The following is a 22,341-nucleotide window of genomic DNA, read 5'->3' as shown; positions in this document are numbered from 1 at the left end:
TCAGTTAGCGGCGCTCACCTGCTCGAACCACGCGACGATGCTTTTCCGCTCCTCGGGCGTGATCTGTGTCACGTTCCCGCCGGGCGGCATGGCGATGCTGCGCCCGGCTTGAAGATAGATCTCGCGGGCATGTTCGGCGATGCGCGCGTCGGTGTCGAGCATTACGCCTTTCGGCGCCTCGTAGATGCCTTCATAGGAGGGCTCCTGCGCGTGGCACATGGAACAGCGACCCATGACCGTGTCGCGCACATGGGCGAACTGGGCCGACGCCATATAGGGCTCAGCTGCGGCGGAGACCTTGTCGCCATTGCCGCCCAGCACGCTCGGCGCCGTCGAAAGCCACATGATGAGGATGAAAAGGATGCCGGCCAGGAGCCATGTCCAGTTCGGCCGGCCCTTATGCGCGTGCAGCGTGTTGAAGAAATGCCGGATGAGAACGCCGATCAGGAACACCAGAAGCGCGATGATCCAGTTATAGCGCGTGGCGAAAGCCAGCGGGTAATGGTTTGACAACATCAGGAAGATCACCGGCAGCGTCAGATAATTGTTGTGCAGCGAGCGCGTCTTGGCGATGCGGCCGTATTTCGGATCGGGCTTGCGGCCGGCGATCAGGTCGGCGACGACGATCTTCTGGTTCGGAATGATGATGAAGAACACGTTGGCCGACATGATGGTCGCCGTGAATGCGCCAAGGTGCAGCAGCGCGGCACGGCCGGTGAAGAGGTGCGTATAGCCCCACGCCATGAAGACCAGCACGACAAAGAGCACGATCATCAGCGCGGTGTCGTTGTGGCCGAGCGGCGATTTGCAGATGAGGTCGTAGACGATCCAGCCGAGCGCGATCGAGGCGATGGAGATGCCGATCGCGACCGGCGCCGAAACGTCGAGCACGTTGGGGTCGATCAGGAAGAGGTGCGCACCGGCATAATAGACGATGCACAGCATGGCGAAGCCGGTAAGCCATGTCGAATAGGCTTCCCATTTGAACCAGGTGAGATGCTCCGGCATGGCTGCCGGCGCGACCAGGTATTTCTGGACATGATAGAAGCCGCCGCCATGCACCTGCCACTCCTCGCCATAGGCGCCGGCGGGCAGGCCCGGGCGCTGCTTGAGGCCGAGATCAAGTGCGATGAAATAGAAGGAAGAGCCGATCCAGGCGATGCCGGTGATCACGTGCAGCCAGCGCACGCCGAAGGCCAGCCACTCCCACAAAACCGCATAGTCGTTCATCGTAGATTTCCCCTTTCCCCGATCATTGCGGCTGGCGCTTCAAACCGGAAGAGGTGCGTTGCGCGATGACTTTCAAAAAAATCTGGAAAATACTACCCTGTACCGGCAGGGGACGGAAAGCGCGTGGCGTATCTCGACAATATAGCCGTATTCGTCCGGGTGGTGGAACTGGGCAACCTTTCCGCGGCGGGGCGCGATATGCGCATTTCGCCGGCGGTGGCGTCGAACCGCATCAAGGAGCTCGAAAAGCATCTCGGCGTGCGGCTTTTCAACCGCACGACGCGGCAATTGATGCCCACCGAGCACGGCCGCGTCTTCTACGAACATGCCGTCACCGTCTTGCAGGCCGTCGCCGAGGCGGAAGCCGCGGTGAGCGCGCTTTCCGGCCAACCGCGCGGGACGATCCGCGTCACCGCGCCGCTCGGGCTCGGCCGCCGGCTGATCGCGTCGGGCATCCCGGAATTCCATCAGCGCTATCCCGACATCGAGGTGCGGCTGAGGCTCTCCGACCACGAGGTCGACATGATGCGCGAGGGCATCGACGTCGCCTTCCATCTCGGCATATTGGAAGATTCCAGCCTGCGCATGCGCGGCATCATGGAATGCCAGCGCGTGCTTGTGGCCGCGCCGGCCTATCTCGATCGGCGCGGTGAGCCGAAGGCGCCGCAGGATCTCGTCAGCGACCGGCACGACTGCCTGATCCTGCGCTATCCCGGCGCGCGCGAATTCCAGTGGTATCTGGCGACGCCGGAGGGACCGAAAAAATTGGAGGTCAAGGGGCCGTATGATTCCGACGACGGCGACGTGTTGACCAACTGGGCGATCGCCGGCCACGGCATTATCAACAAGCCGCGTTTCGAGGTAGAACCCTATATCCGCGACGGCCGGTTGAAGGTGATCCTTCCCGACACGCCGCCGGTTCCCATCCAACTCGCCGCCGTCTTCCCGCACCGCAAATTCCAGGACCCAAAGGTGCGGCTCCTGCTCGATTTCATGGCCGAGCGCTGCCAACGCATGATCCGCGAGGCGCTGGGCGGGAAGTAGGCTTCGCGCCGTTCAGTTTCCCGCTGCCTCCATGCGCCGGCCGGCCATCGCCTTCTCCAGCCAGCCGAGTTCCATCTCCGGCACGGAGGAAAGCAAAAGGTCGGTATAGGCGTCGAAGGGTGGCTTGAGCACCTCGCTCTTGGAGCCGTAGCGCACGACCGAGCCCTGATACATGACGGCGATGGAATCCGCGATGGATTTCACCGTCGCCAGATCGTGCGTGATAAAGAGATAGGCGACCTTTTCTTCCTTCTGGAGATTGAGCAGGAGCTTCAATATGCCGTTGGCCACCAGAGGATCGAGCGCGCTCGTCACCTCGTCGCAGATGATAAGGCTGGGCTTCGCCGCGAGCGCGCGCGCGATGCAGACGCGCTGCTTCTGCCCGCCCGAAAGCTCGGCCGGATAGCGGTCGGCGAAGCCAGTCCCCATCTCGATCTTGTCCAGCAATTCGGCGACCATCCGGTCGCGCTCGCGCCCGCGCTTGCCGAAATAGAACTCGATCGGCCGGCCGATGATCGTACCGACGGTCTGGCGCGGATTCATCGCCACGTCGGCCATCTGGTAGATCATCTGCAATTCGCGCAAATCGTTCTTGGTACGGTTGGCGAGCCTGGGCGGCAGGACACGGCCGGAAAATTCGATGCTTCCCAGCATCGGCGGCAAGAGGCCGGTAATCGCGCGCGCCAGCGTCGACTTGCCCGAACCGGATTCGCCGACGACGGCAAGCGTCTGGCCGGGATGGATATCGACGGAGACGTCCTTCAACACCTTGACCTTGCCGCCCCCGTAGGCTGCGGTGATGTTCCTGACCGACAGGATCGGATCGCCGGCCGGCTTCTTTTCCTCATGCGGGATGGAATGCACCGAAACGAGCGCGTTGGTGTATTCCTGCCTGGGCTCCTTGATGATCTGGTGCGTGTCGCCCTTCTCGATCTTCTTGCCGTGGCGCAGCACCATGATGTCGTCAGCGACCTGCGCCACGACCGCAAGGTCGTGGGTGATGTAGAGCGCCGCGACGCCGGTGTCGCGAATGGCTTTTTTGATCGCTGCCAGAACGTCGATCTGCGTCGTCACGTCGAGCGCGGTGGTCGGCTCGTCGAAGACGATGAGGTCCGGCTTGGAGCAGAGCGCCATCGCCGTCATCACGCGCTGCAACTGACCGCCCGAAACCTGGTGCGGATAACGCTCCCCGATATGCTCGGGGTCGGGCAGGCTGACCTCCCTGAAGAGCGCGATCGCCCGCTTTTCCGCCTCCGCGCGGGAGGAGACGCCGTGCTTCAGCGACGCTTCGACCACCTGCCGCATCAATTTGTGCGCCGGGTTGAAGGCCGCCGCCGCCGACTGGGCGACATAGCAGACCTCCTTGCCGCGCAGCTTGCGGAAGCCCCTCTCCCCGCCCTTCAATATATCGCGGCCGTTGAGGATCACCTCGCCGCCGGTAATGCGCACGCCGCCCCGCCCGTATCCCATGGAGGAAAGGCCGATGGTGGATTTTCCGGCGCCGGATTCGCCAATGAGGCCGAGCACTTTTCCACGCTCCAGCTTCACCGAGACGTCGTCGACGATGACGACGTCCCTCGGGGCCTCGCCGGGCGGATAGACCGTCGCCTCGATCCTGAGATTGCGGATATCGAGGAGCGTATCGGACGTTCGGTCGGCCGCGTTTTTCGCTTGCCTAGCCATTGCCGCGCCCTCCCTTGAGGTCGGTGGTGCGGTTGAGGATCCAGTCCGCCACAAGATTGACCGAGATGGCGAGGACGGAGATCGCCGCCGCCGGCAAAAGCGCCGCCGGTATGCCGAACACGATGCCGTCCTTGTTGTCCTTGACCATGCCGCCCCAATCCGATTCCGGCGGCTGTACGCCGAGACCGAGGAAGGAAAGAGCCGACAGGAACAGGATGGCGAAGATGAAACGCAGCCCGAGTTCCGCCACCAACGGCGAAAGTGCATTGGGCAGGATTTCCCGGAAGATGATCCACAGCCGGCCCTCGCCGCGCAACTTGGCCGCCTCGACGAAATCCATGACGTTGATATCGACGGCGACGGCGCGGGAAATCCGGAAGACGCGGGTGGAATCGAGGATACCCATGACGAGGATGAGCGTCAGCGTCGTCGACGGAAGCACCGAGAGAACGACGAGCGCGAAGATCAGCGTCGGGATCGACATGAAGAGGTCGACGAAACGCGACAGCAACTCGTCGAACCAGCCGCCGATCACGGCCGCGGAAAAGCCAAGGCTGGCGCCGAGCGTGAATGACAGCGCCGTCGCCAGGAAAGCAATGAACAGCGTGATGCGCGCGCCATACAGCAGCCGGGTCAGCAGGTCGCGGCCGAGATTGTCGGTCCCAAGCCAGTGTGCGGCCGAAGCCGGCGCCCAAACGTCGCCGACGATCTCCGTGTTCGAATATGGCGCGATCCAGGGCGTGAAGATCGCTGCCAGCACGAACAGCAGCGTCACCAATATGCCGATGAGCGCGCTGATCGGGATTCGCTTTATGTTCAGCATCCGCCGTTCCCCTATTTCGGATGCCTGAGGCGCGGGTTGGACAGGATCGAGAATATATCCGCCAGCATGTTGAGGCCGATATAGACGGCGGCGAAGATAAGCCCGCAATCCTGGACAACCGGCACGTCGCGCTTGGCGACGTGATCCACCAGATATTGCCCCATGCCGGGATAGACGAAGATCACTTCGATGACGACCACGCCGACGACCAGATAGGCGAGGTTCAGCATCACGACATTGATGATCGGCGCCACTGCGTTGGGAAAGGCGTGCCGCCAGATAATCTCCGACCGCGACAGGCCCTTGAGTTCCGCCGTCTCCACATAGGCCGATTGCATGACGTTCAGGATCGCCGCACGCGTCATGCGCATCATCTGGGCGAGCACGACCAGCGTCAGCGTCGTGGCGGGCAGCGCGATCGCCGACATGCGTTTGAGGAACGGCATGCCGTCGAAGACCGTCGAGACGCTCGTGAACCAGCCGAGCTTCACCGCGACGAAGTAGATCAGGAGATAGCCGATGAAGAACTCCGGCAGCGAGACCGCCGCCAGAGTGGATGCCGAAATCAGCTTGTCGACGAAGCCGTTCCTGTGGCGCACCGCGATGAGCCCGAGGAGGATGGCCAGCGGCACCGACACTGCCGCCGCCCAGAAGGCAAGGAACAGCGTGTTGGAGAGCCGTTCCGCGATCGCCGGTCCGATCGGGAGCCCGCTCGAGAGCGCATTGCCCAGATCGCCGGTCAGCAGACCGAAAAGCCACCGGAAATAGCGGACATAGGCGGGATCGTTGAGCCCGAGTTGGGCCCTGAGATTGGCGACCGCCTCCGGCGTCGCCGCCTGGCCGAGGATCGACTGGGCGACGTCGCCGGGCAGGATCTGGGTGCCGACGAAGATCAGCACCGAGACCGCGAAGAGCAAGATAATGCTCAGCCCGATCCGCTTACCGACGAGCTTGACAAGGGATGCCCCCATGGGTTCGCGGCCCGTCTAGGCCGCGACCCAGCACAGGGACAGCGCGTAGCCGTTGCACATCTCCTGAGACGGGTTGTTCACCCAACCCTCGACATTCTTGCCGGTGGCGTCGATGTACTGGTTGAAGAAGGGGACGATCAGGCCGCCTTCGTCGCGCATCATCATGCCCATGTCGGCATACATCTTCTTGCGCTTTTCCTGGTCGAGTTCGCCGCGCGCAGCGATGACCATCTTGTCGAACTCCGGACGCTTCCAGCGCGTGTCGTTCCAGTCCGCGCTGGAGATGTAGGCCGTCGAATACATCTGGTCCTGGGTCGCGCGCCCGCCCCAATAGGAAAGCGAAAAGGGCTGCTTGTTCCACACCTGAGACCAATAGCCGTCGCCCGGCTCGCGCTTGATCTCGATCTTGATGCCGGCCTTGGCGCAGCTCTGCTGGTAGAGCGCGGCGGCATCGACAGCGCCGGGGAAGGCGACGTCGGAGGTGCGCAGGAGGATGGAGCCGGAATGGCCGGACTTCTTGTAATATTCCGCCGCTTTCTCGGGGTCGAACTTCCTCTGCTCGAGCGCGGTGAAGAGCGGGTAGGCCTCGTTGATGGGGAAATCGTTGCCGACGGAACCATAGCCGCGCAGGATCTTCTCCAGCATCTCGTCGCGGTCCATGGCGAGCTTCAGCGCCATCCTGAGATCGTTGCTGTCGAAGGGCGCGGTGTCGCAGAACATGTTGAAGGGATAAAAGCCCTTGCCCGCCACGTTGCGGATCGTCACGCCGGGAATGCGCTTGACGAGATCGACGATCTTCGGCTCGACGCGGTTGATCATCTGCACTTGGCCGCTCTGCAGCGCGGCGGTGCGCGCGGTGGCATCGTTGATAACGACGATCTCCACCTGGTCCGCATGGCCGAGCTTGTCGCCCTGCCAGTAATTCTTGAACTTCTCGCCGCCGTAGCGCACGCCCGGCTCGTTGGCGGTGACCTTGTAGGGGCCGGCGCTGATGCCGGCATTCGGATCGTCCTTGCCGCCGTTCGGCTGGATGACAAGGTGATAGTCCGCCATCAGGTAGGGGAAGTCGGCATTGGCGTCCTTCAAGGTGATGACGACCTCGTCGCCGTTCACCTTCATCGTGTCGATGCCCTGCAGGATGCCGAGGGCCGCCGATTTCGACTTCTTGTCGCCGTGGCGCTCGAGCGTGGCGACGACGTCGGCCGCGGTAACCGTCTTGCCGTTATGGAACTCGATGCCCTTGCGGATCTTCATGGTCCAGGTCTTGGCGTCCGGCGCCGATTCGATCGATTCGGCGATGCGCTGCTCGAGGCCGCCATCCGGCTTCAATTCGACCAGCAATTCTCCCCAGCACTTGCCGAAACTGAAATTGACCTGGCTGAGGTTCAGCGCCGGATCGAGGACATTGGTTGACTCGCCGCCTTGCAGGCCGGCCTTCAGCGTGCCGCCCTTGACCGGTTCGGCCGCCATGACGGCATTCGCCAGCATGGAGTTTGCGACAGTCGCCGCGACGCCGAGCGCGGCGGCGCGGCCAAGGAAATCGCGGCGGGTCAGCCGGCCGGCCGCAACACGATGGCTGAGATACTCAAGTTCGCTGGACATGGATGCTCCTCACTCTGGATTTGTCGTTTTTGTTTGCTTTGTTGACGCAATATTGACGGGAATCCCAGCCCGCCAACAAGCTTGAATGCGACATGGGGTGGCGTAAATGATGCGCCCTGACTGGACCAAGCCGTCGGTTTTCATACACCTCCCAGATGGCGTGACGCTTACCGTTGAAGCGCGCCGTTCCCTTGCCCTACTCTGCGACCCCTCTTCGCCGCGGTCAAGCGGCGGTCAACAGGAGAAGCGCCTTCCGCGCGCCACGCGATCGCGCCGGGATTCCCGTTCACGCGATAGCATGATCTCCCCACCGGCTTCACGTGCCTTCACCGCTCCCATTATCACCACTCGGGGTGCAATCTGCTTTACATTTTACGAATACACTTTGATATCTTCCGAAGATTCCACAAGCGGGTGATAGCGGAAGGGTTCATGTCGCGAGCTTGAAGAGACCTATTCAGAGTGCTATTTAAGGTGCGATTAATTCGAGGATGAACCATGCCAAACACCATACTTGCGGAAACTACCGCAAGCGTTTCCGAGTTGAAAAGAAACCCCATGGGAACCGTCGCAGCCGGCGAAGGTTTTCCGGTGGCGATCCTCAACCGCAACGAACCGGCTTTCTATTGCGTGCCGGCCAAGGCCTTCGAGGCGATGCTCGACCGACTGGAAGACATCGAACTGACCGCCATTGCCGATGCCCGGAAGGGAGAACGGCGTATCCGCGTGAAACTGGATGAGCTATGAACTCGAATTCCTTGAGCCGGCGCTCAAGGAATGGAGGAAGCTCGATCCCAATACACGCGAGCAATTCCGCAAGAAGCTGGCGGAACGCTGCGAAAACCCGCATGCCCCCTCAGCTCGGCTCCACGGCTCTACCAATCGCTACAAGATAAAGCTCCGCAGCGTTGGCTACCGCCTCGTCTACGAGGTAATCGAGAAGGAAATCATCGTGCTGGTGATTACGGTCGGGAGGCGCGAGCAGGCTGAAATCTACAAGACGGCTTCCCGCCGCTCTCGTTGATCAATCAGCCGGTCAGTTCAGCGGAATATCGTTGTCCGCCTTGCCTTCCTGATACTCACTGGAAAGCGCGTCGTAACGCCCGGAAATGGCGCGGATGCGGGCTTCAAGCCTTGCGCGCTCCCGCTCCGGCATCGCCTTCACCAGCTTCGGCAGCGCGTAACTCTTCCAGTAGGCGTTCTCGGCATTGTAGCCGCCCGGATCGAGCGTGAAGACTTCCTTCAATATCTTCAGATCGTGCGGGATGGCGAAGCTGTCGCGCGAATCTTCGTGGCTGAAGAGATAATAGAAATTGTCGAAGCCGGTCCAGGTGATCGCAGAGAGGCAGAGCGAGCAGGGCTCGTGCGTGGCGAGGAAGATGCAGTCCTTCGTCTCCGGCCGCGACGCCTTCGGCATCTCGTAGAAACGCTTCAGCGCATGAACCTCGCCATGCCAGAGCGGGTTTTCAGTCTCGTTGTTGGTTTCGGCGAGCACCAGCTTGCGGTCCTTCTTCCTCAGGATCGCGGCGCCGAACAATTTGTTGCCCTCGGCGACGCCGGCGGCCGTCTTCGGCAGGATGTCGTGCTCGATGACGTCCAGCAGCCGGTCGATGAGAGAAACGTCAGTCATCGCTTACCTTTCATGGCAGACGTACTTTCCACGGCTCGTCGAAGAAGAATTCCTCGACATTCGAGCCGTCGCCACCGCGATCGACCACGACGAAATCCTGAGGCTCGTTGAGCGGCGTCAAAACGCCGTGCCAGCGGCCGCGTGGATAATTCACACCCTGCCCGGGCCGCGTGAGGAAGGCACGCGGCTCGCCGGGGCGATTGCCGTCATCCGGACACACCACCACAAGGAAGGGCCGAGGCGAGAGCGGGATGAAGGCCTGGCTGCCGAAAGGATGCCGCTCCACCATGCCGACTTTCAGCGGGGTGGCGTATGGCTGCCCGCGAAAGAGATTGACGATCACCCGTGCGTTCGGACCGGTCGTCTCCACCCTGGCGAGGTCATGATAGCGCTCGCACCTGCCGCCGTTGATCGGAAAATGTTCCGCGCCGTCCATCTCGATGACATCGCCGAAGGGGGCGAAAGCCTCGCGGGTGAGCGGTTCGGCGGTGACGATGCGGGTCACGTTGCCCCCTTGAGCTTCGCGTGTCGGTTCATGTCCTTGTAGAGGAGGTAGCGGAAATCGCCTGGTCCGCCGGCATAGCAAGCCTGCGGGCAAAACGCGCGCAGCCACATATAGTCGCCGGCCTCGACCTCTACCCAATCCTGGTTCAGCCGGTAGACCGCCTTGCCTTCCAGCACGTAGAGCCCGTGCTCCATGACATGCGTTTCCGGGAACGGGATCACCGCGCCCGGCTTCAGCGTGACGATGGTGACGTGCATGTCGTGACGCATGTCGGCCGGATCGACGAAGCGCGTCGTCGCCCACCTTCCCTCCGTATCCGGCATAGGCGAAGGTTCGATGTCGGCCTCGTTCGCGAAGATCGGTTCCGGCGCGTCGATGCCCTCGACCTTCTCATAGGCCTTGCGGATCCAGTGGAAGCGCGCGGGCGCCCCACCTTCGTTGCGCACCGCCCAGCCGCTCGACGGCGGCAGGTAGGCATAACCACCGGGCTTCATCACATGCTTCGTGCCGCCGACCGAAACCGTCAACGCGCCCTCGACCACGAAGAATACGCCTTCCGCTTCCGGATCGAGTTCCGGCCTGTCGCTGCCGCCGCCCGGCGCCACTTCCATGATGTATTGCGAGAAAGTCTCGGCAAAGCCCGAAAGCGGCCGCGCGATGATCCACGCCCGCGTCTTCTCCCAGAAAGGCAGCGGGCTGGTGACGATGTCGCGCATCGTGCCCTTCGGGATCACCGCATAGGCCTCGGTGAAGACGGCGCGGTCGGTCAGGAGCTGGGTCTGCGGCGGCAGCCCGCCCCTGGGCGCGTAGTAGGAACGGCCGGTCATGCAATATCCCTCTTGCAGGTAAGTTCGCTCATACGGGCAGCAAATCCTTCAATCTCAAAAGCGCGATGCGCTCGACCTGCCGGCAGGCGGTTGCGAATTCTTCCTCGCGATCGTTCTCCAGCCGAGTCTCGAACGCTGCCAATATGTCGGCCTTGGCCAGCCCGCGCACCGCGATGATGAAGGGGAAGCCGAACTTCTTGCCATAGGCCTCGTTGAGCTCGGTGAATTTCCGGCGCTCCTCGTCGGTCAGCGCGTCGAGACCGGCGGAGGCCTGCTCGCCGGTCGATGCTTCCGTTAGCCGCCTGGCTCGCGCCAGCTTGCCGGCAAGGTCGGGGTGCGCGGTGAGCACGCCAAGCCGCTCCTCATCGCTCGCGGCGCGGAACACGCGGCAGAGCGCGTTGTGGAGGCCAACCGCGCTGTCATGCGAGAAGCCGAGTTCCAACTGGTAGGCGCGCTCGGCGACCCAGGACGAGTGCTCGAAAATACCGCCGAACCGCTCGACGAATTCCGGCAGCGCCATGCGCGAAGGCCTGAGCTTCGGCGCTTGATAGGGATGATGCTCGTGCCAGTGGCGGGCAATATCGATGCGCCGCGCCAGCCACACCTTGTCGTGGCCCTTGACGTAGTCGACGAAGCGCTTCAGCGCCGCCACGCGCCCCGGCCTGCCGATCAGGCGGTTGTGCAGGCCGATATTCATCATCTTCGGCCGGCCGGCCTTGCCCTCGGCATAGAGCGTGTCGAACGCGTCCTTCAGGTAGCTGAAAAACTGGTCGCCTGAATTGAAGCCCTGCGGCGTGGCGAACCGCATGTCGTTGGCGTCGAGCGTGTAGGGGATGACGAGCTGCGGCGGGATCGGATTTCCGTGCCCGTCATGGTCGAGCCAGTAGGGCAGGTCGTCGTCATAGGTGTCGGAGACATATTCGAAGCCGCCCTCTTCGGCGGCGAGCCGCACCGTGTTCACCGAGCAGCGGCCGTAATAATAGCCGAGCGGCCGCTCGCCGGTCACTTCCGTGTGCAGCCGCACCGCCCTGGCGATGTCGGCGCGCTCCACCTCCGGCGCCACATCCTTGAACTCGACCCATTTATTGCCGTGCGAGGCGATCTCCCAGCCGGCCTCCTGCATCGCCGCCAACTGGTTGGGCGAACGCGCGAGCGCGGTCGCGACGCCATAGACAGTGACCGGCACCTCGGCCCCGGTGAACAGCCGGTGCAATCGCCAGAAGGCGGCGCGGGCACCATATTCGTAGATGGATTCCATGTTCCAGTGGCGCTGGCCCGGCCATTGCGCCGCGCCGACGATCTCCGAAAGGAAAGCCTCCGAGGCGGCATCGCCGTGCAGCACGCAGTTCTCGCCACCCTCCTCGTAATTCAGCACGAACTGGACGGCGATATGCGCGCCGCCCGGCCATTTGGCGTCGGGCGGATTGGCCCCGTAGCCGCGCATGTCGCGCATATAGCGCGCCGGGCCGCCGCTTTTCTTCTGTTCGGCCATCACCTCACCTCTTTCCTGCACGATAATCGAAAGGAGAACGGGTTCATTCCCTCGAAAAATTTGAAAGTCTTTTTGTGGCCGCCCTCTTCGCCAGCGTCTATGCATTGGCCTATCGTGATCCACAATCGACGGCAAGAAAGCCGCTGGACTTAATGGGAGAAGAAAGGCCATGGCGAATGCCGGTGCGGGCAGGCTGACCACGCATGTGCTCGATACGGCGCTGGGCAAACCCGCCGCGGGCCTGCCGGTGACGCTCTACCGCATCGAAGGCGAGCGCCGCACCGAGCTTGCGTCCGCCGTCACCAATGCGGACGGCCGCTGCGATAAGCCGCTTCTCGAAGGCGATGCATTTCGCGCCGGTGAGTACGAGCTGGTCTTTGCCGCCGGAAACTATCTTCGGAAGACCGGACTGGCGCTTGCCGAGCCGCCCTTCCTCGACACGATACCCATCCGCTTCGGCATGGCCGGCTCCGGCCACTATCATGTGCCGCTGCTTTTATCACCCTTCGGCTATTCGACCTATCGGGGGAGCTGACGATGAAGACCCGTTCCGAAATCCGCTTCATCCTGAACGGCGAGGATGTCTGCCTCACGGAAGTCGCGCCCGACGAGATGCTGCTCGACTATCTCAGGCTTCGCCGCTCGCTCGTCGGCACCAAGGAAGGCTGCGCGGAAGGCGATTGCGGCGCCTGCACGGTGCTGGTCGGCCGCCTGACGCCGGACGGCCTTGTCTATGAGAGCGTCAATTCCTGCATCCGCTTTCTGGGTTCGCTCGACGGCACCCATGTCGTTACCGTCGAACATCTCGCGCCGGCTTCGGACAAGCTGCACCCCGTCCAGCAGGCGCTGGTCGACTTCCACGGCTCGCAATGCGGCTTCTGCACGCCGGGCTTCGTCATGTCGCTCTATGCTTTGTGGATGCAGGAGCCGAACCCGTCCGAGCAGCGCATCGAAAAGGCTCTCCAGGGTAATCTGTGCCGCTGCACCGGCTACGAGCCGATCGTGCGCGCCGCCCATGCGGTTTCTTCCTACGCGGATGCACGAAACGATCCGCTGGCCACCGAACGCGCCGAAATCACCAGCCGGCTGAAATCCATGCGCGACGGCGCCCGCGTCGAGATCAAAACGGATACGAAACGTTTTTACGTGCCGGCCTCGGTCGATGATCTGGCCGACATTCTCGACATGGAGCCGAAGGCGAGGATCGTCGCCGGTGCGACCGATGTCGGGCTTTGGGTGACGAAGTTCATGCGCGAGATCGCGCCGGTCGTGTTCATCGGCCATCTGGACGAGCTTCGCCGCACGTCCGAGAAGGACGGTATCCTGACCATCGGCGCGGGCGTTTCCTACACGGAGGCGTTCAAGCTGCTCGCCGGTCGCGTCCCGGCGCTTGCCGATCTCATCGACCGCATCGGCGGCGAGCAGGTGCGCAATATGGGCACGCTCGGCGGCAACATCGCCAACGGCTCGCCGATCGGCGACACGCCGCCACCCCTGATCGCGCTCGGCGCGACCTTGACGCTGCGCAAGGGCAAGGCGCGGCGCACCATTCCGCTTGAAAAATTCTTCATCGACTACGGCAAGCAGGACCGGCAGGCCGGCGAGTTCGTCGAAGCCGTGCACGTTCCCCTGCCCACTTCCGGCAGCCGCTTTGCGATCTACAAGATCACCAAGCGCCGCGACGAAGACATCACCGCTACGCTCGGCGCCTTCAACCTCACGCTCGGTGCGAGCGGCAAGGTCGCAGCCATCCGCATCGCCTATGGCGGCATGGCGGCGACGCCGAAGCGCGCGCATGCGGTCGAGACCGCACTTGCCGGCAAGCCATGGACGCGCGAAACTGTCGACGCGGCGCTCGAAGCCTATGAAAAGGATTTCAAGCCGCTCGCCGACATGCGCGCATCGGCGGAATATCGTATGCTGGCGTCGAAGAACCTGCTTATCCGCTTCTTCCTGGAGACGTCCGGCCATGCCGGGCCGGTGCAGGTCGGCCGCTACGAGGCAGCATGATGAACAAGCACACGGCACCAGACCTCAAGTCGATCGCCATTGCCGGCGGTGTCCACACCAGGCAGCAGCACGATTCCGCGCACAAGCACGTCACCGGCACGGCCGTCTATATCGACGACATGCCCGAACCGGCCGGCACGCTGCATGGCTGTCTCGGTCTTTCGACGGCTACCCACGCCACGATCCGTTCGATGGACCTTTCGGCCGTGCGCGCCGCGCAGGGCGTGGTCGACGTGCTGACCGGCAGCGACGTGCCAGGCGAAAACGACATCTCGCCGACCGGGCGGCACGACGAACCGGTGCTGGCCGAAGGCAGGGTCCAGTTTTATGGCCAGCCGATCTTCTGCGTCATCGCAAGGACCCGCGAGGCGGCGCGGCGCGCCTGCCGGCTGGCTAAGGTCGAATATCACGAACTGCCCTTCATCACCGACGTTTCCGAGGCCGATCCGAAAAAGCTGAGGCTGGTCACCGACCCGCTGACGCTGAAACGCGGCGATGCCGCCGCCGCGATCGCCGGATCGCCGCGCAAGGTGAAGGGCCAGATGCGCGTCGGCGGGCAGGATCATTTCTACCTCGAAGGCCAGATCGCGCTCGCGATTCCCGGCGAGGACCGCGACGTCACCGTCTATTCCTCCACCCAGCACCCGAGCGAGGTGCAGCATATGGTGGCGCATGCGCTCGGCATACCCAGTAATGCCGTGACCATCGAGGTGCGCCGCATGGGCGGTGGCTTCGGCGGTAAGGAGACGCAGGGCAACCAGTTCGCGGCTCTGGCCGCCATCGCCGCCAAGCGAACCGGCAAGGCCGTGAAGATCAGGCCCGACCGCGACGACGACATGACCGCCACCGGCAAGCGCCACGATTTCCTGATCGACTACGAGGCCGGCTACGACGACGACGGCAACATTCTGGGCGTCGAACTGCGCTACGCGGCGCGATGCGGGTTTTCAGCGGATCTTTCCGGAGCCGTAACGGACCGCGCGCTGTTCCATTGCGACAATTCCTATTTCTATCCGGCGGTGAAGGCCGTCTCGGCGCCGCTTTATACCAACACCGTCTCCAACACCGCCTTCCGCGGTTTCGGCGGCCCGCAGGGCATGGTCGGCGCGGAGCGCATCATCGACGAGATCGCGTTCGCGCTTCAAAAGGACCCGCTCGAAATCCGCCGGAAGAATTTCTACGGCACCGATACGCGCAACGTCACGCCCTACCACCAGACGGTGGAGGACAATATCATCGGGCGCATCGTGGACGAGCTTGAAAAAAGCTCGGACTACCAGCGCCGCCGCCGCCAGATCGCCGCCTTCAACGCCAACAGCGACATAATCAAGCGCGGCATCGCGCTGACGCCGGTCAAGTTCGGCATCTCGTTCACGGCGACCCATTTCAACCAGGCCGGCGCGCTCGTGCATGTCTATACGGATGGCTCGGTGCATCTGAACCATGGCGGCACCGAGATGGGCCAGGGCCTCTACGTCAAGGTGGCGCAGGTGGTCGCCGAAGAATTCCAGATCGACCTCGACCAGGTGAAGATAACCGCCACGACTACAGGCAAGGTACCTAACACCTCGGCTACCGCCGCCTCCTCGGGCTCCGATTTGAACGGCATGGCGGCGCAGAACGGGGCGCGTCAGATCAAGGATCGCCTGATTGATTTCGCCTCCGAAACGCATGGGGTGGCGAAGGACCAGATCGTGTTCCTGCCCAACCGCGTGCGCATCGGCAACGCGGAAATCCCCTTTGCGGAACTGGTGAAGCAAGCCTATGAGGCGCGCGTCCAGCTTTCCGCCGCCGGCTTCTACAAGACCCCGAAAATCCACTGGGACCGCGACAAGGGCACCGGTCATCCCTTCTACTATTTCGCCTATGGCGCGGCCTGCTCGGAAGTGTCGGTCGACACACTGACCGGCGAATACATGGTCGAGCGCACCGACATATTGCACGAGACGGGCCGCTCGCTGAACCCGGCCATCGACCTTGGCCAGATCGAGGGCGGCTTCATCCAGGGCATGGGCTGGCTGACCACGGAAGAGCTTTGGTGGGACGAGAAGGGCAGGCTGAGGACCCATGCGCCCTCGACCTACAAGATACCGCTCGCCTCGGATCGGCCGAAGATATTCAACGTCACGCTCGCGGACTGGCCGGAGGCCGGCGAGCCGACCGTCCACCGCTCCAAGGCCGTGGGCGAGCCGCCCTTCATGCTGGCGATGTCGGTGCTGCACGCGCTTTCCGACGCCGTCGCCTCGGTCGCCGATCACAAGGTCTGCCCGCGCCTCGACGCGCCGGCGACGCCGGAACGTATTTTGACGACAATCGGGCAGTTGAAGAAGACACCGGTGGAGCACTGATCGCTCCGTGGCACGCGGAGCGGGCGAACATGGCCAGCACGAAAAAAGGCGTCGAGAACTTCCTGGACAATTCGCCCGTCGCGGCACTGATAAAGGTCGCGGAGGCCAAGGGATCGACGCCGCGCGAAAAGGGCGCATGGATGCTGGTTTCGCCTGAAGCCACCTTCGGCACGATCGGCGGCGGCCAGCTCGAATTCATGGCGATCGCCAAGGCGCGGGAAGCGATCGTCTCCAGATCACCGGCGGGCGAAGACGGCGCATCCGGCGTCTCGCTCAACATTCCGCTCGGCCCAGAGATAGGCCAGTGCTGCGGCGGCCACGTGGAACTCAGCATCCGCCATGTCGATTCCGGCCTGCGCGATGAACTGACCGCAACCGCCGCCGCCGAGGATGGCGCCTACCCTCATGTCTATCTCTTCGGCGGCGGCCATGTCGGCCACGCGCTGGCCTCCGCCCTGTCGCTTCTGCCGCTAAAAGTGACCGTCGTGGAGACCCGCGCCGACGCGCTCGAGGGCATGCCGGAGGCGGTGACGACCAGGCTGACGCCGATGCCGGAGGAAGCCGTCCGTGCGGCACCCGCCGGCTCCGCCTTCGTCGTCCTGACCCACGACCATGCGCTCGACTTCCTCATCGTCGGTGAGGCGCTGAAAAGGCCGGACGCCGCCTATATCGGCATGATCGGCTCGAAGACCAAGAAGGCGACCTGCAAAAGCTGGTACCTGAAAACGGCCGGCGGTACGGAAGAGGAATTCGCCCGCCTCGTCTCGCCGATCGGCGGCAGCGCGCTGCGCGACAAGCGCCCCTCGGTCATCGCCGCGCTCGCCGCAGCCGAGATCATGAGGGCACTGGCGAAGCCGGAATAACGAACCTCAATAGATCCACTTGCCCTTGCCGAGCACCTTCACCGCCTCGGCAATCCGGGTGAAGCTGGTGCGTGCGCGGCCGACATTGTGCCGTGCCCTCAGATAGCCGTGCACGAGCCCTTTCTCGTTGAACCAGACGCAGCGTCCGCCATCGGCCGTCATGCGCTCGCAATAGGCTTGCCCGTCCGAGGACAGCGGATCGCATTCGGCCGAGACGATTACCGTCGGCGGCAGATTGGCGAAAACAGCGTCCTTCAGCGGAGCGAAAGTGATATCGGCGGAAACATCGACGCCGCCGGTACGTACCTCGTCGTAGAAGGCCATGTCGCGCACCGTCAGCATCGGCGCTTCGGCATGCATAACGTAGGAGCCCTTGGTATGGTCACCGCCAAGCGTCGGATAAATCAGCACCTGCCCGGCCGGGCGGCGGCGGTGCCCGCGCGTCGCATGGCTGACGCCAGCGGCCAAATTGGCGCCGGCTGAATCTCCGCACAGCACGATGTTGCGTCCGGTCGTCGCGATCGCCCAATCGAACGCCGCGAGTGCATCGTCGAAGGCTGCCGGATGCGGATGTTCCGGCGCTAACCGGTAGTCCACTGCTACGATTTCGTAGCCCGTGCGCTTGCATAGTTCGGCGCAAACATCGTCGTGGCTTTCCAGCCCGCCAAGCATAAAGCCGCCGCCGTGGAAATAGAGGACGAGCGCCGCGTCGTCCGCTTCCTCGTTGCGATAGGTACGGATCGGGATGTCGTGACTTTCCTCTGCAATCGCTCCAGCCTCCGCGGTAACGCCCTTTGGATAGCCGGCAAAGAATTCTCTGCACATGCGGTCGTAGATCGCCCGGCGTTCTTCAATCGTATAGTCCACCTTGCCCGGCGGATAGTGGCCGTTGGAACGTTCGATGAACGCCCAAACCTCCTTGTCGAGGAGCTTCGAATAATCGGGTGCCACTACCGCCCCTTCCAGACCGGGTCGCGTTTCTCCGCGAAGGCGCGGAAACCTTCCTGATTATCCTCCGAGGCATAGAGTTCGTCCACCGTGCGGAACTTGCGCTTGGTGATCCGATTCATGGCGTCCTGGAAGGTCATGGCCTCGGCCTCGCGCGCCACTTCCTTGATTGCCGCGAAGACGAGCGGCGGCCCGCCGGCGAGCATCCGCGCGACCTCCCACACGCGATCCTCCAGCTTCTCCTTGGGCAACACCTCGTTGACCAGCCCCCAACGCTGCGCTTCGGCGGCATCCATCCAGCGGCCGGTCAGGAGCAGGTCCATGGCGACATGGTAGGGAATACGCTTCGGCAGCTTCACGGTCGCCGCGTCGGCGAGTGTGCCGGCGCGGATCTCCGGTAGCGCGAAACGCGAATGCTCGGCCGCGTAGATCAGGTCGCAGGAAAGCGCCAATTCGAAGCCGCCCCCGACCGCCATGCCGTTGACGCATGCGATCACCGGCTTGTTCATGTCGCGGAGCTCCTGCAGGCCCGCAAAGCCGCCGACGCCGTAGTCGCCGTCCACGGCATCCCCACCGGCCGCAGCCTTCAGGTCCCAGCCAGCGGAAAAGAACTTTTCGCCAGCCGTCTGGACGATCGCCACCCGCAGTTCCGGATCATCACGGAAGGCGCGGAAGGTCTCGCCCATCAGTCGCGAAGTTACCAGATCAATGGCGTTCGCCTTCGGGCGGTCGAGCGTGACTTCGAGGATGGGACCTTCGCGGCGCGTAGTGACGATTTCAGGCATAGGCTGGTTCCCTTGCATCCACCGTTGCCGCAGGAACAAACAGCGCGTCGGCGATCCACGCGCCCTCTCCTTGCCGGCAAACGATCAGCGGGTTGATATCGAGTTCATCGATCGCCTGGGCGTTCTCCAGTGCGAAAGAGGCGACGCCGAGAATCGCGTCGATGGCGGCAGAGAGATCCGCCTTTGGCCGCCCGCGATAGCCGTCGAGCAGCGGAAAAAGCTTCAGGCCGCGCAGTGCCGCCTCTACATCGTCGCGGCCGGCCGGCAGCAGCAGCGTGGCCGAATCCTGCAACAGTTCCACCAGCACGCCGCCGGAACCGATCGTCATCACCGGTCCGAACAGCGCATCACGCGTGATGCCGACGATCAGTTCGACAACGCCGCCCATTACCATTTTCTCGACATAGAGGCCCGAGCCCAAAGGCAGGAGATCGCCCGCCGCCGCTTCCACCTCAACGGCGCTCGCCAGATTGAGGCGTACCGCCCCCCGCTCGGATTTATGCGCCACGCCAAGTGCCTTCAGCGCCACGGGAAAGCCAAGTCCACCGGCGATCGCAGCCGCCTCGTCCAGCGTCGATACTTGTCGTCCCAGAGGAATAGGGAGACCATATTCCGCCAGTAAGGATTTGGCGTCGGCCTCGGAGGGCTGGCTCCTTTCTTCCCGCCGGCGGTATTCGGACGGCTCCTTACCCCCACCCTTAATCCCTCCCCACAAGGGGGAGGGAGACGCTGTCACCGCTTGCGGAGCCGAAACCGTTAAAGTTCGCTGCCATATAGCGCTGGCGCAAAGTTCTCCTCCCCCTTGTGGGGAGGGGTTAGGAGTGGGGGTGCCTTCACGCGAAACCATTCTCTCACCAATGGGGGGCGAGGAAGGATGCTTCCACCGCTCACCGATAAATGCTGCCGCCTCCGCCGCGTCCATCGCCTCGGCAATGCCCATGAACGGGACGATGCCTCGGCCGATCAGATCGGCAGCATAGTCCTCCGGCAGATTCTCGCCCATCGACGCGACGATGGCGCCCCTGGCGTTGTTCACCTTCAACGCCGCCTCGAAAGCGCGCACGGTCGGCCACCAGTCGGAGTCCGAGCAGCGGTCCGAGCGCGGGAAGTCGAGCACCAGCATGTTGAGGTCGATATCGCCTGAAACGAAGGCCGAAAAAGTCGAGGCCAGCGCCGGTTCGTTGTTCCAGATGAAAGTGTTGTAGTCGAGCGGATTGGCCACCGCCACAAGAGGCCCCAGTGTCTCCTTCACACGCGCCCGATGTTCCGCCGTCAAAACCGGGAAACTGAGGCTGCGTCCCTCCACGCTATCGGCCATCACCGACGCTTCGCCGCCGGAACAGCTCATCGAGGAAAGCGTATAGCCGGCTAACGGGCCGACTGTGTGCAAGAGCTTCAGCGTCTCCAGGAAGGACGGGATCGTATCGACCCGGGCGATGCCGAGCCGCTTCAGGAAAGCGTTGGAAGCGGCATCGGAGCCTGCGAGCGAAGCCGTATGCGAGATCGTCGCGGCGCGCGCCTGTTCCGAGCGGCCGACCTTCATGGCAACGATCGGCTTCTTCAATTCGCGCCCCCGCGCCGCCAACCGTTCGAAGCCGGAAACGGAATCGAACCCTTCGATGTGCAGCCCGAGCGCCGAGACGCGATCGTCCTCGATCAGCCCGAGCGCCATTTCCGACAGGCCCGTCTGCGCCTGGTTGCCGGCCGTCATCAGATAGGCGATCGGCAGGCCGCGCTTCTGCATGGTGAGGTTGCAGGCGATGTTCGAGGACTGAGTGATGATGGCAACACCGCGTTGGCCGGGCTCCAGCCGACGACCGCCATGCTGGTCGGGCCACAGAAGCGCGCCGTCGGCATAGTTGATGAGGCCGTAGCAGTTCGGCCCGATGATCGGCATTTCGCCCGCTACCTCGACAAGGGCCGCTTGCAGGGACGCCCCCTCGGCGTCGTCACCTTTGGCTTCGAGGAAGCCGGCGGCGAAGCAGACCGCTCCACCGGCGTTTCGCTTCCGTAACGAGCCTACAATTTCCAATGTGATATGACGGTTAACGCCAATAAAGACGGCATCCGGCGCACTGGGCAGTTCTTCGACCGAGCGGTAGGCTTTCACGCCGGCCACAGTTTCTTTCGTCGGGTGCACCGGCCACAGATCGCCGGCATATCCCATCTTCACGCATTGCTCGACGACATTCGTCGCGAACGCCCCACCGCCGACCACGGTGATAGATTTCGGACGCAGCAGGCGGTCGAGGCGTCCACTCATCCCCCAACCGCCCTCAAAAGCGCCCGGCTGATGATGTGTCGTTGGATCTCGCTGGTGCCTTCCCAGATGCGCTCGACGCGCGCGTCGCGCCAGATGCGCTCCAGTGGCAGATCGTCCATCAGACCCATGCCGCCATGGATCTGGATGGCCTCGTCGGCGACGAAGGCGAGCATTTCGGTCGCCTTGAGTTTCGCCATGGCCATGTCCTGGTCCGTCACCGTGCCGGCATCGTATTTCCAGCCGGCCTCCAGCACCATCAGTTCGGCTGCCTTCAGTTCCGTCGCCATGTCGGCAAGTTTGAAGGAGACTCCCTGGAACTTGCCGATCTTCTGGCCGAATTGCTGGCGCTCGGCGGCGTAGCCGATCGCGTGGCCGAGCGCGCGCTCCGCCCGTCCAAGACAGGTCGCAGCCACTTGCAGCCTAGTCGCGCCGAGCCACGAATTGGCGACCTCGAAGCCGCAATGCACCTCGCCCAGCACCTGGCTTGCCGGTAACCGGCAATCGTCGAATTCGAGGATCGAGTTGGTGTAGCCGCGATGCGATACGTTGCGGTAGCCCTCGCGCACGGTGAACCCCGGCGCGCCCTTGTCGACGAAGAAGGCGGTGATCTTCTTTCGCTTGGCGCCCCCATGGGTATTGGGTCTGTCCTCTTCGCCCGAGGCCATGAAGACAATGGCGAAATCGGCGAGATCGGCGTGGCTGATGAAATGCTTGGTGCCGTTCAGCACCCAGTCCGCCCCATCCTGCACTGCCGTGGCCTTCATACCGCGCAGATCGGAGCCGGCGCCAGGCTCGGTCATGGCGAGGCAGTCCCATTTCTCGCCGCGGATGCAGGGATAGAGATATTTTTCCTTCTGTTCCTCCGTACCGGCGAGCAGGATGTTCGAGGGCCGCGCGACGCAGGTCCAGTGCAGCGCATAGTTGGCGCGGCCAAGCTCCTTTTCGTAAAGCAGCCAGGTCAACGTATCGAGCCCGGCCCCACCGACCTCGGCCGGCATATTGGCGGCATAAAGCCCGGCGGCAATCGCCTTCGCCTGCAATTCCCTGATGAGTTCGGGCCTCAGATGGCCGGTGCGCTCGACCTCGCGTTCATGCGGATAAAGCTCGTTTTCGACAAAGGCGCGCGTCGTGTCGACGATAAGCTGCTGCTCTTCGGTGAGGCCAAAATTCATGGGTGCACCGCAATTCGATTGTGCGTCCTTCGAGGCTCGCTCCGCTCGCACCTCAGGATGAGGACGTTTGTTGCCGACACTCGCCGGTGTCCCGTGCCTACGCGCCGGCCTCGCCGAAGTCGATGCTTACACCGCCCTCCCTCAT

Annotated in this window: 20 protein-coding genes; 7 read left to right on the top strand and 13 right to left on the bottom strand. The window is 63.2% G+C overall.

Annotation, left to right across the window (positions count from 1 at the left end; translation table 11 throughout):
* The gene (locus tag RBH77_RS08955; RefSeq protein ID WP_311031774.1) at positions 1–1,230 is read right to left on the bottom strand and encodes a urate hydroxylase PuuD; all 1,230 of its coding nucleotides are present in this window, start codon (positions 1,228–1,230) and stop codon (positions 1–3) included.
* A gap of 123 nt (positions 1,231–1,353) precedes the next feature.
* On the opposite strand from RBH77_RS08955, the gene RBH77_RS08950 reads away from it, so the two are divergent.
* Entirely contained in the window at positions 1,354–2,274 is a 921-nt protein-coding gene (locus tag RBH77_RS08950; RefSeq protein WP_311031773.1) for a LysR family transcriptional regulator, read from the top strand.
* A 12-nt stretch (positions 2,275–2,286) separates the two neighbouring features.
* Here RBH77_RS08950 and RBH77_RS08945 read toward each other — a convergent pair whose 3' ends face one another.
* Genes RBH77_RS08945 through RBH77_RS08930 form a run of 4 tightly spaced genes read right to left on the bottom strand, consistent with a single transcriptional unit; the run spans position 2,287 to position 7,353 of the window.
* Positions 2,287–3,957, bottom strand: a complete 1,671-nt coding sequence (locus tag RBH77_RS08945; protein ID WP_311031772.1) for an ABC transporter ATP-binding protein — start codon at positions 3,955–3,957, stop codon at positions 2,287–2,289.
* Complete coding sequence (locus RBH77_RS08940) at positions 3,950–4,780, bottom strand: ABC transporter permease (protein ID WP_311031771.1); 831 nt, start codon at positions 4,778–4,780, stop codon at positions 3,950–3,952. The genes RBH77_RS08945 and RBH77_RS08940 overlap by 8 nt, the downstream gene beginning before the upstream one ends.
* An 11-nt stretch (positions 4,781–4,791) precedes the next feature.
* Complete coding sequence (locus tag RBH77_RS08935) at positions 4,792–5,751, bottom strand: ABC transporter permease (protein ID WP_311031770.1); 960 nt, start codon at positions 5,749–5,751, stop codon at positions 4,792–4,794.
* A 15-nt stretch (positions 5,752–5,766) separates the two neighbouring features.
* Complete coding sequence (locus tag RBH77_RS08930) at positions 5,767–7,353, bottom strand: ABC transporter substrate-binding protein (protein ID WP_311031769.1); 1,587 nt, start codon at positions 7,351–7,353, stop codon at positions 5,767–5,769.
* Positions 7,354–7,911: 558 nt separating this feature from the next.
* Here RBH77_RS08930 and RBH77_RS08925 point away from each other — a divergent pair.
* Positions 7,912–8,100, top strand: coding sequence for a type II toxin-antitoxin system Phd/YefM family antitoxin (locus tag RBH77_RS08925; RefSeq protein ID WP_442920462.1), 189 nt, complete (start codon positions 7,912–7,914; stop codon positions 8,098–8,100).
* Entirely contained in the window at positions 8,090–8,377 is a 288-nt protein-coding gene (locus RBH77_RS08920) for a type II toxin-antitoxin system RelE family toxin (RefSeq protein ID WP_311031767.1), read from the top strand. Before RBH77_RS08925 ends, RBH77_RS08920 begins: the two co-directional genes overlap by 11 nt.
* A 12-nt stretch (positions 8,378–8,389) precedes the next feature.
* On the opposite strand, the gene RBH77_RS08915 is transcribed toward RBH77_RS08920, so the two are convergent.
* From RBH77_RS08915 to puuE, 4 genes are read right to left on the bottom strand one after another with little or no spacing between them, the layout of a single operon-like run.
* Positions 8,390–8,983, bottom strand: coding sequence for a nucleoside deaminase (locus RBH77_RS08915; RefSeq protein ID WP_311031766.1), 594 nt, complete (start codon positions 8,981–8,983; stop codon positions 8,390–8,392).
* A gap of 10 nt (positions 8,984–8,993) precedes the next feature.
* A complete protein-coding gene (locus RBH77_RS08910) occupies positions 8,994–9,488 on the bottom strand; it encodes an ureidoglycolate lyase (protein WP_311031765.1) in 495 nt (164 codons plus the stop codon).
* Positions 9,485–10,315, bottom strand: coding sequence for a bifunctional allantoicase/(S)-ureidoglycine aminohydrolase (locus RBH77_RS08905; RefSeq protein WP_311031764.1), 831 nt, complete (start codon positions 10,313–10,315; stop codon positions 9,485–9,487). Before RBH77_RS08905 ends, RBH77_RS08910 begins: the two co-directional genes overlap by 4 nt.
* Positions 10,316–10,343: 28 nt before the next feature.
* Complete coding sequence (gene puuE / locus RBH77_RS08900; RefSeq protein WP_311031763.1) at positions 10,344–11,807, bottom strand: allantoinase PuuE; 1,464 nt, start codon at positions 11,805–11,807, stop codon at positions 10,344–10,346.
* A 169-nt stretch (positions 11,808–11,976) separates the two neighbouring features.
* Here puuE and uraH point away from each other — a divergent pair, with 169 nt between their 5' ends.
* The 4 genes from uraH to xdhC are packed head-to-tail and all read left to right on the top strand — an operon-like array spanning position 11,977 to position 17,028.
* Positions 11,977–12,342: a hydroxyisourate hydrolase gene (uraH, locus tag RBH77_RS08895; RefSeq protein ID WP_311031762.1), complete on the top strand. Its 366-nt coding sequence runs from the start codon at positions 11,977–11,979 to the stop codon at positions 12,340–12,342.
* Positions 12,343–12,344: 2 nt separating this feature from the next.
* Complete coding sequence (gene xdhA, locus RBH77_RS08890; RefSeq protein WP_311031761.1) at positions 12,345–13,817, top strand: xanthine dehydrogenase small subunit; 1,473 nt, start codon at positions 12,345–12,347, stop codon at positions 13,815–13,817.
* Complete coding sequence (gene xdhB / locus RBH77_RS08885; RefSeq protein WP_311031760.1) at positions 13,817–16,165, top strand: xanthine dehydrogenase molybdopterin binding subunit; 2,349 nt, start codon at positions 13,817–13,819, stop codon at positions 16,163–16,165. Before xdhA ends, xdhB begins: the two co-directional genes overlap by 1 nt.
* 29 nt (positions 16,166–16,194) lie before the next feature.
* Positions 16,195–17,028, top strand: a complete 834-nt coding sequence (gene xdhC, locus RBH77_RS08880; RefSeq protein ID WP_311031759.1) for a xanthine dehydrogenase accessory protein XdhC — start codon at positions 16,195–16,197, stop codon at positions 17,026–17,028.
* 6 nt (positions 17,029–17,034) lie between these two features.
* On the opposite strand, the gene RBH77_RS08875 is transcribed toward xdhC, so the two are convergent.
* The 4 genes from RBH77_RS08875 to RBH77_RS08860 are packed head-to-tail and all read right to left on the bottom strand — an operon-like array spanning position 17,035 to position 22,196.
* A complete protein-coding gene (locus RBH77_RS08875; RefSeq protein WP_311031758.1) occupies positions 17,035–17,979 on the bottom strand; it encodes an alpha/beta hydrolase in 945 nt (314 codons plus the stop codon).
* The gene (locus RBH77_RS08870) at positions 17,979–18,761 is read right to left on the bottom strand and encodes a carnitinyl-CoA dehydratase (protein WP_311031757.1); all 783 of its coding nucleotides are present in this window, start codon (positions 18,759–18,761) and stop codon (positions 17,979–17,981) included. The genes RBH77_RS08875 and RBH77_RS08870 overlap by 1 nt, the downstream gene beginning before the upstream one ends.
* The gene (locus tag RBH77_RS08865; protein ID WP_311031756.1) at positions 18,754–21,024 is read right to left on the bottom strand and encodes an acetate--CoA ligase family protein; all 2,271 of its coding nucleotides are present in this window, start codon (positions 21,022–21,024) and stop codon (positions 18,754–18,756) included. The genes RBH77_RS08870 and RBH77_RS08865 overlap by 8 nt, the downstream gene beginning before the upstream one ends.
* Positions 21,021–22,196 (bottom strand): acyl-CoA dehydrogenase family protein, encoded by a 1,176-nt coding sequence (locus RBH77_RS08860; RefSeq protein WP_311031755.1) that lies wholly within the window; start codon positions 22,194–22,196, stop codon positions 21,021–21,023. Before RBH77_RS08860 ends, RBH77_RS08865 begins: the two co-directional genes overlap by 4 nt.
* Positions 22,197–22,341 lie beyond the last annotated feature (145 nt).

The organism is Mesorhizobium koreense, assembly GCF_031656215.1.
Lineage (GTDB): Bacteria > Pseudomonadota > Alphaproteobacteria > Rhizobiales > Rhizobiaceae > Mesorhizobium_L > Mesorhizobium_L koreense.
Note: the sequence above shows the minus strand (reverse complement) of the source record. Positions and strands in the feature narration are given on the sequence as shown.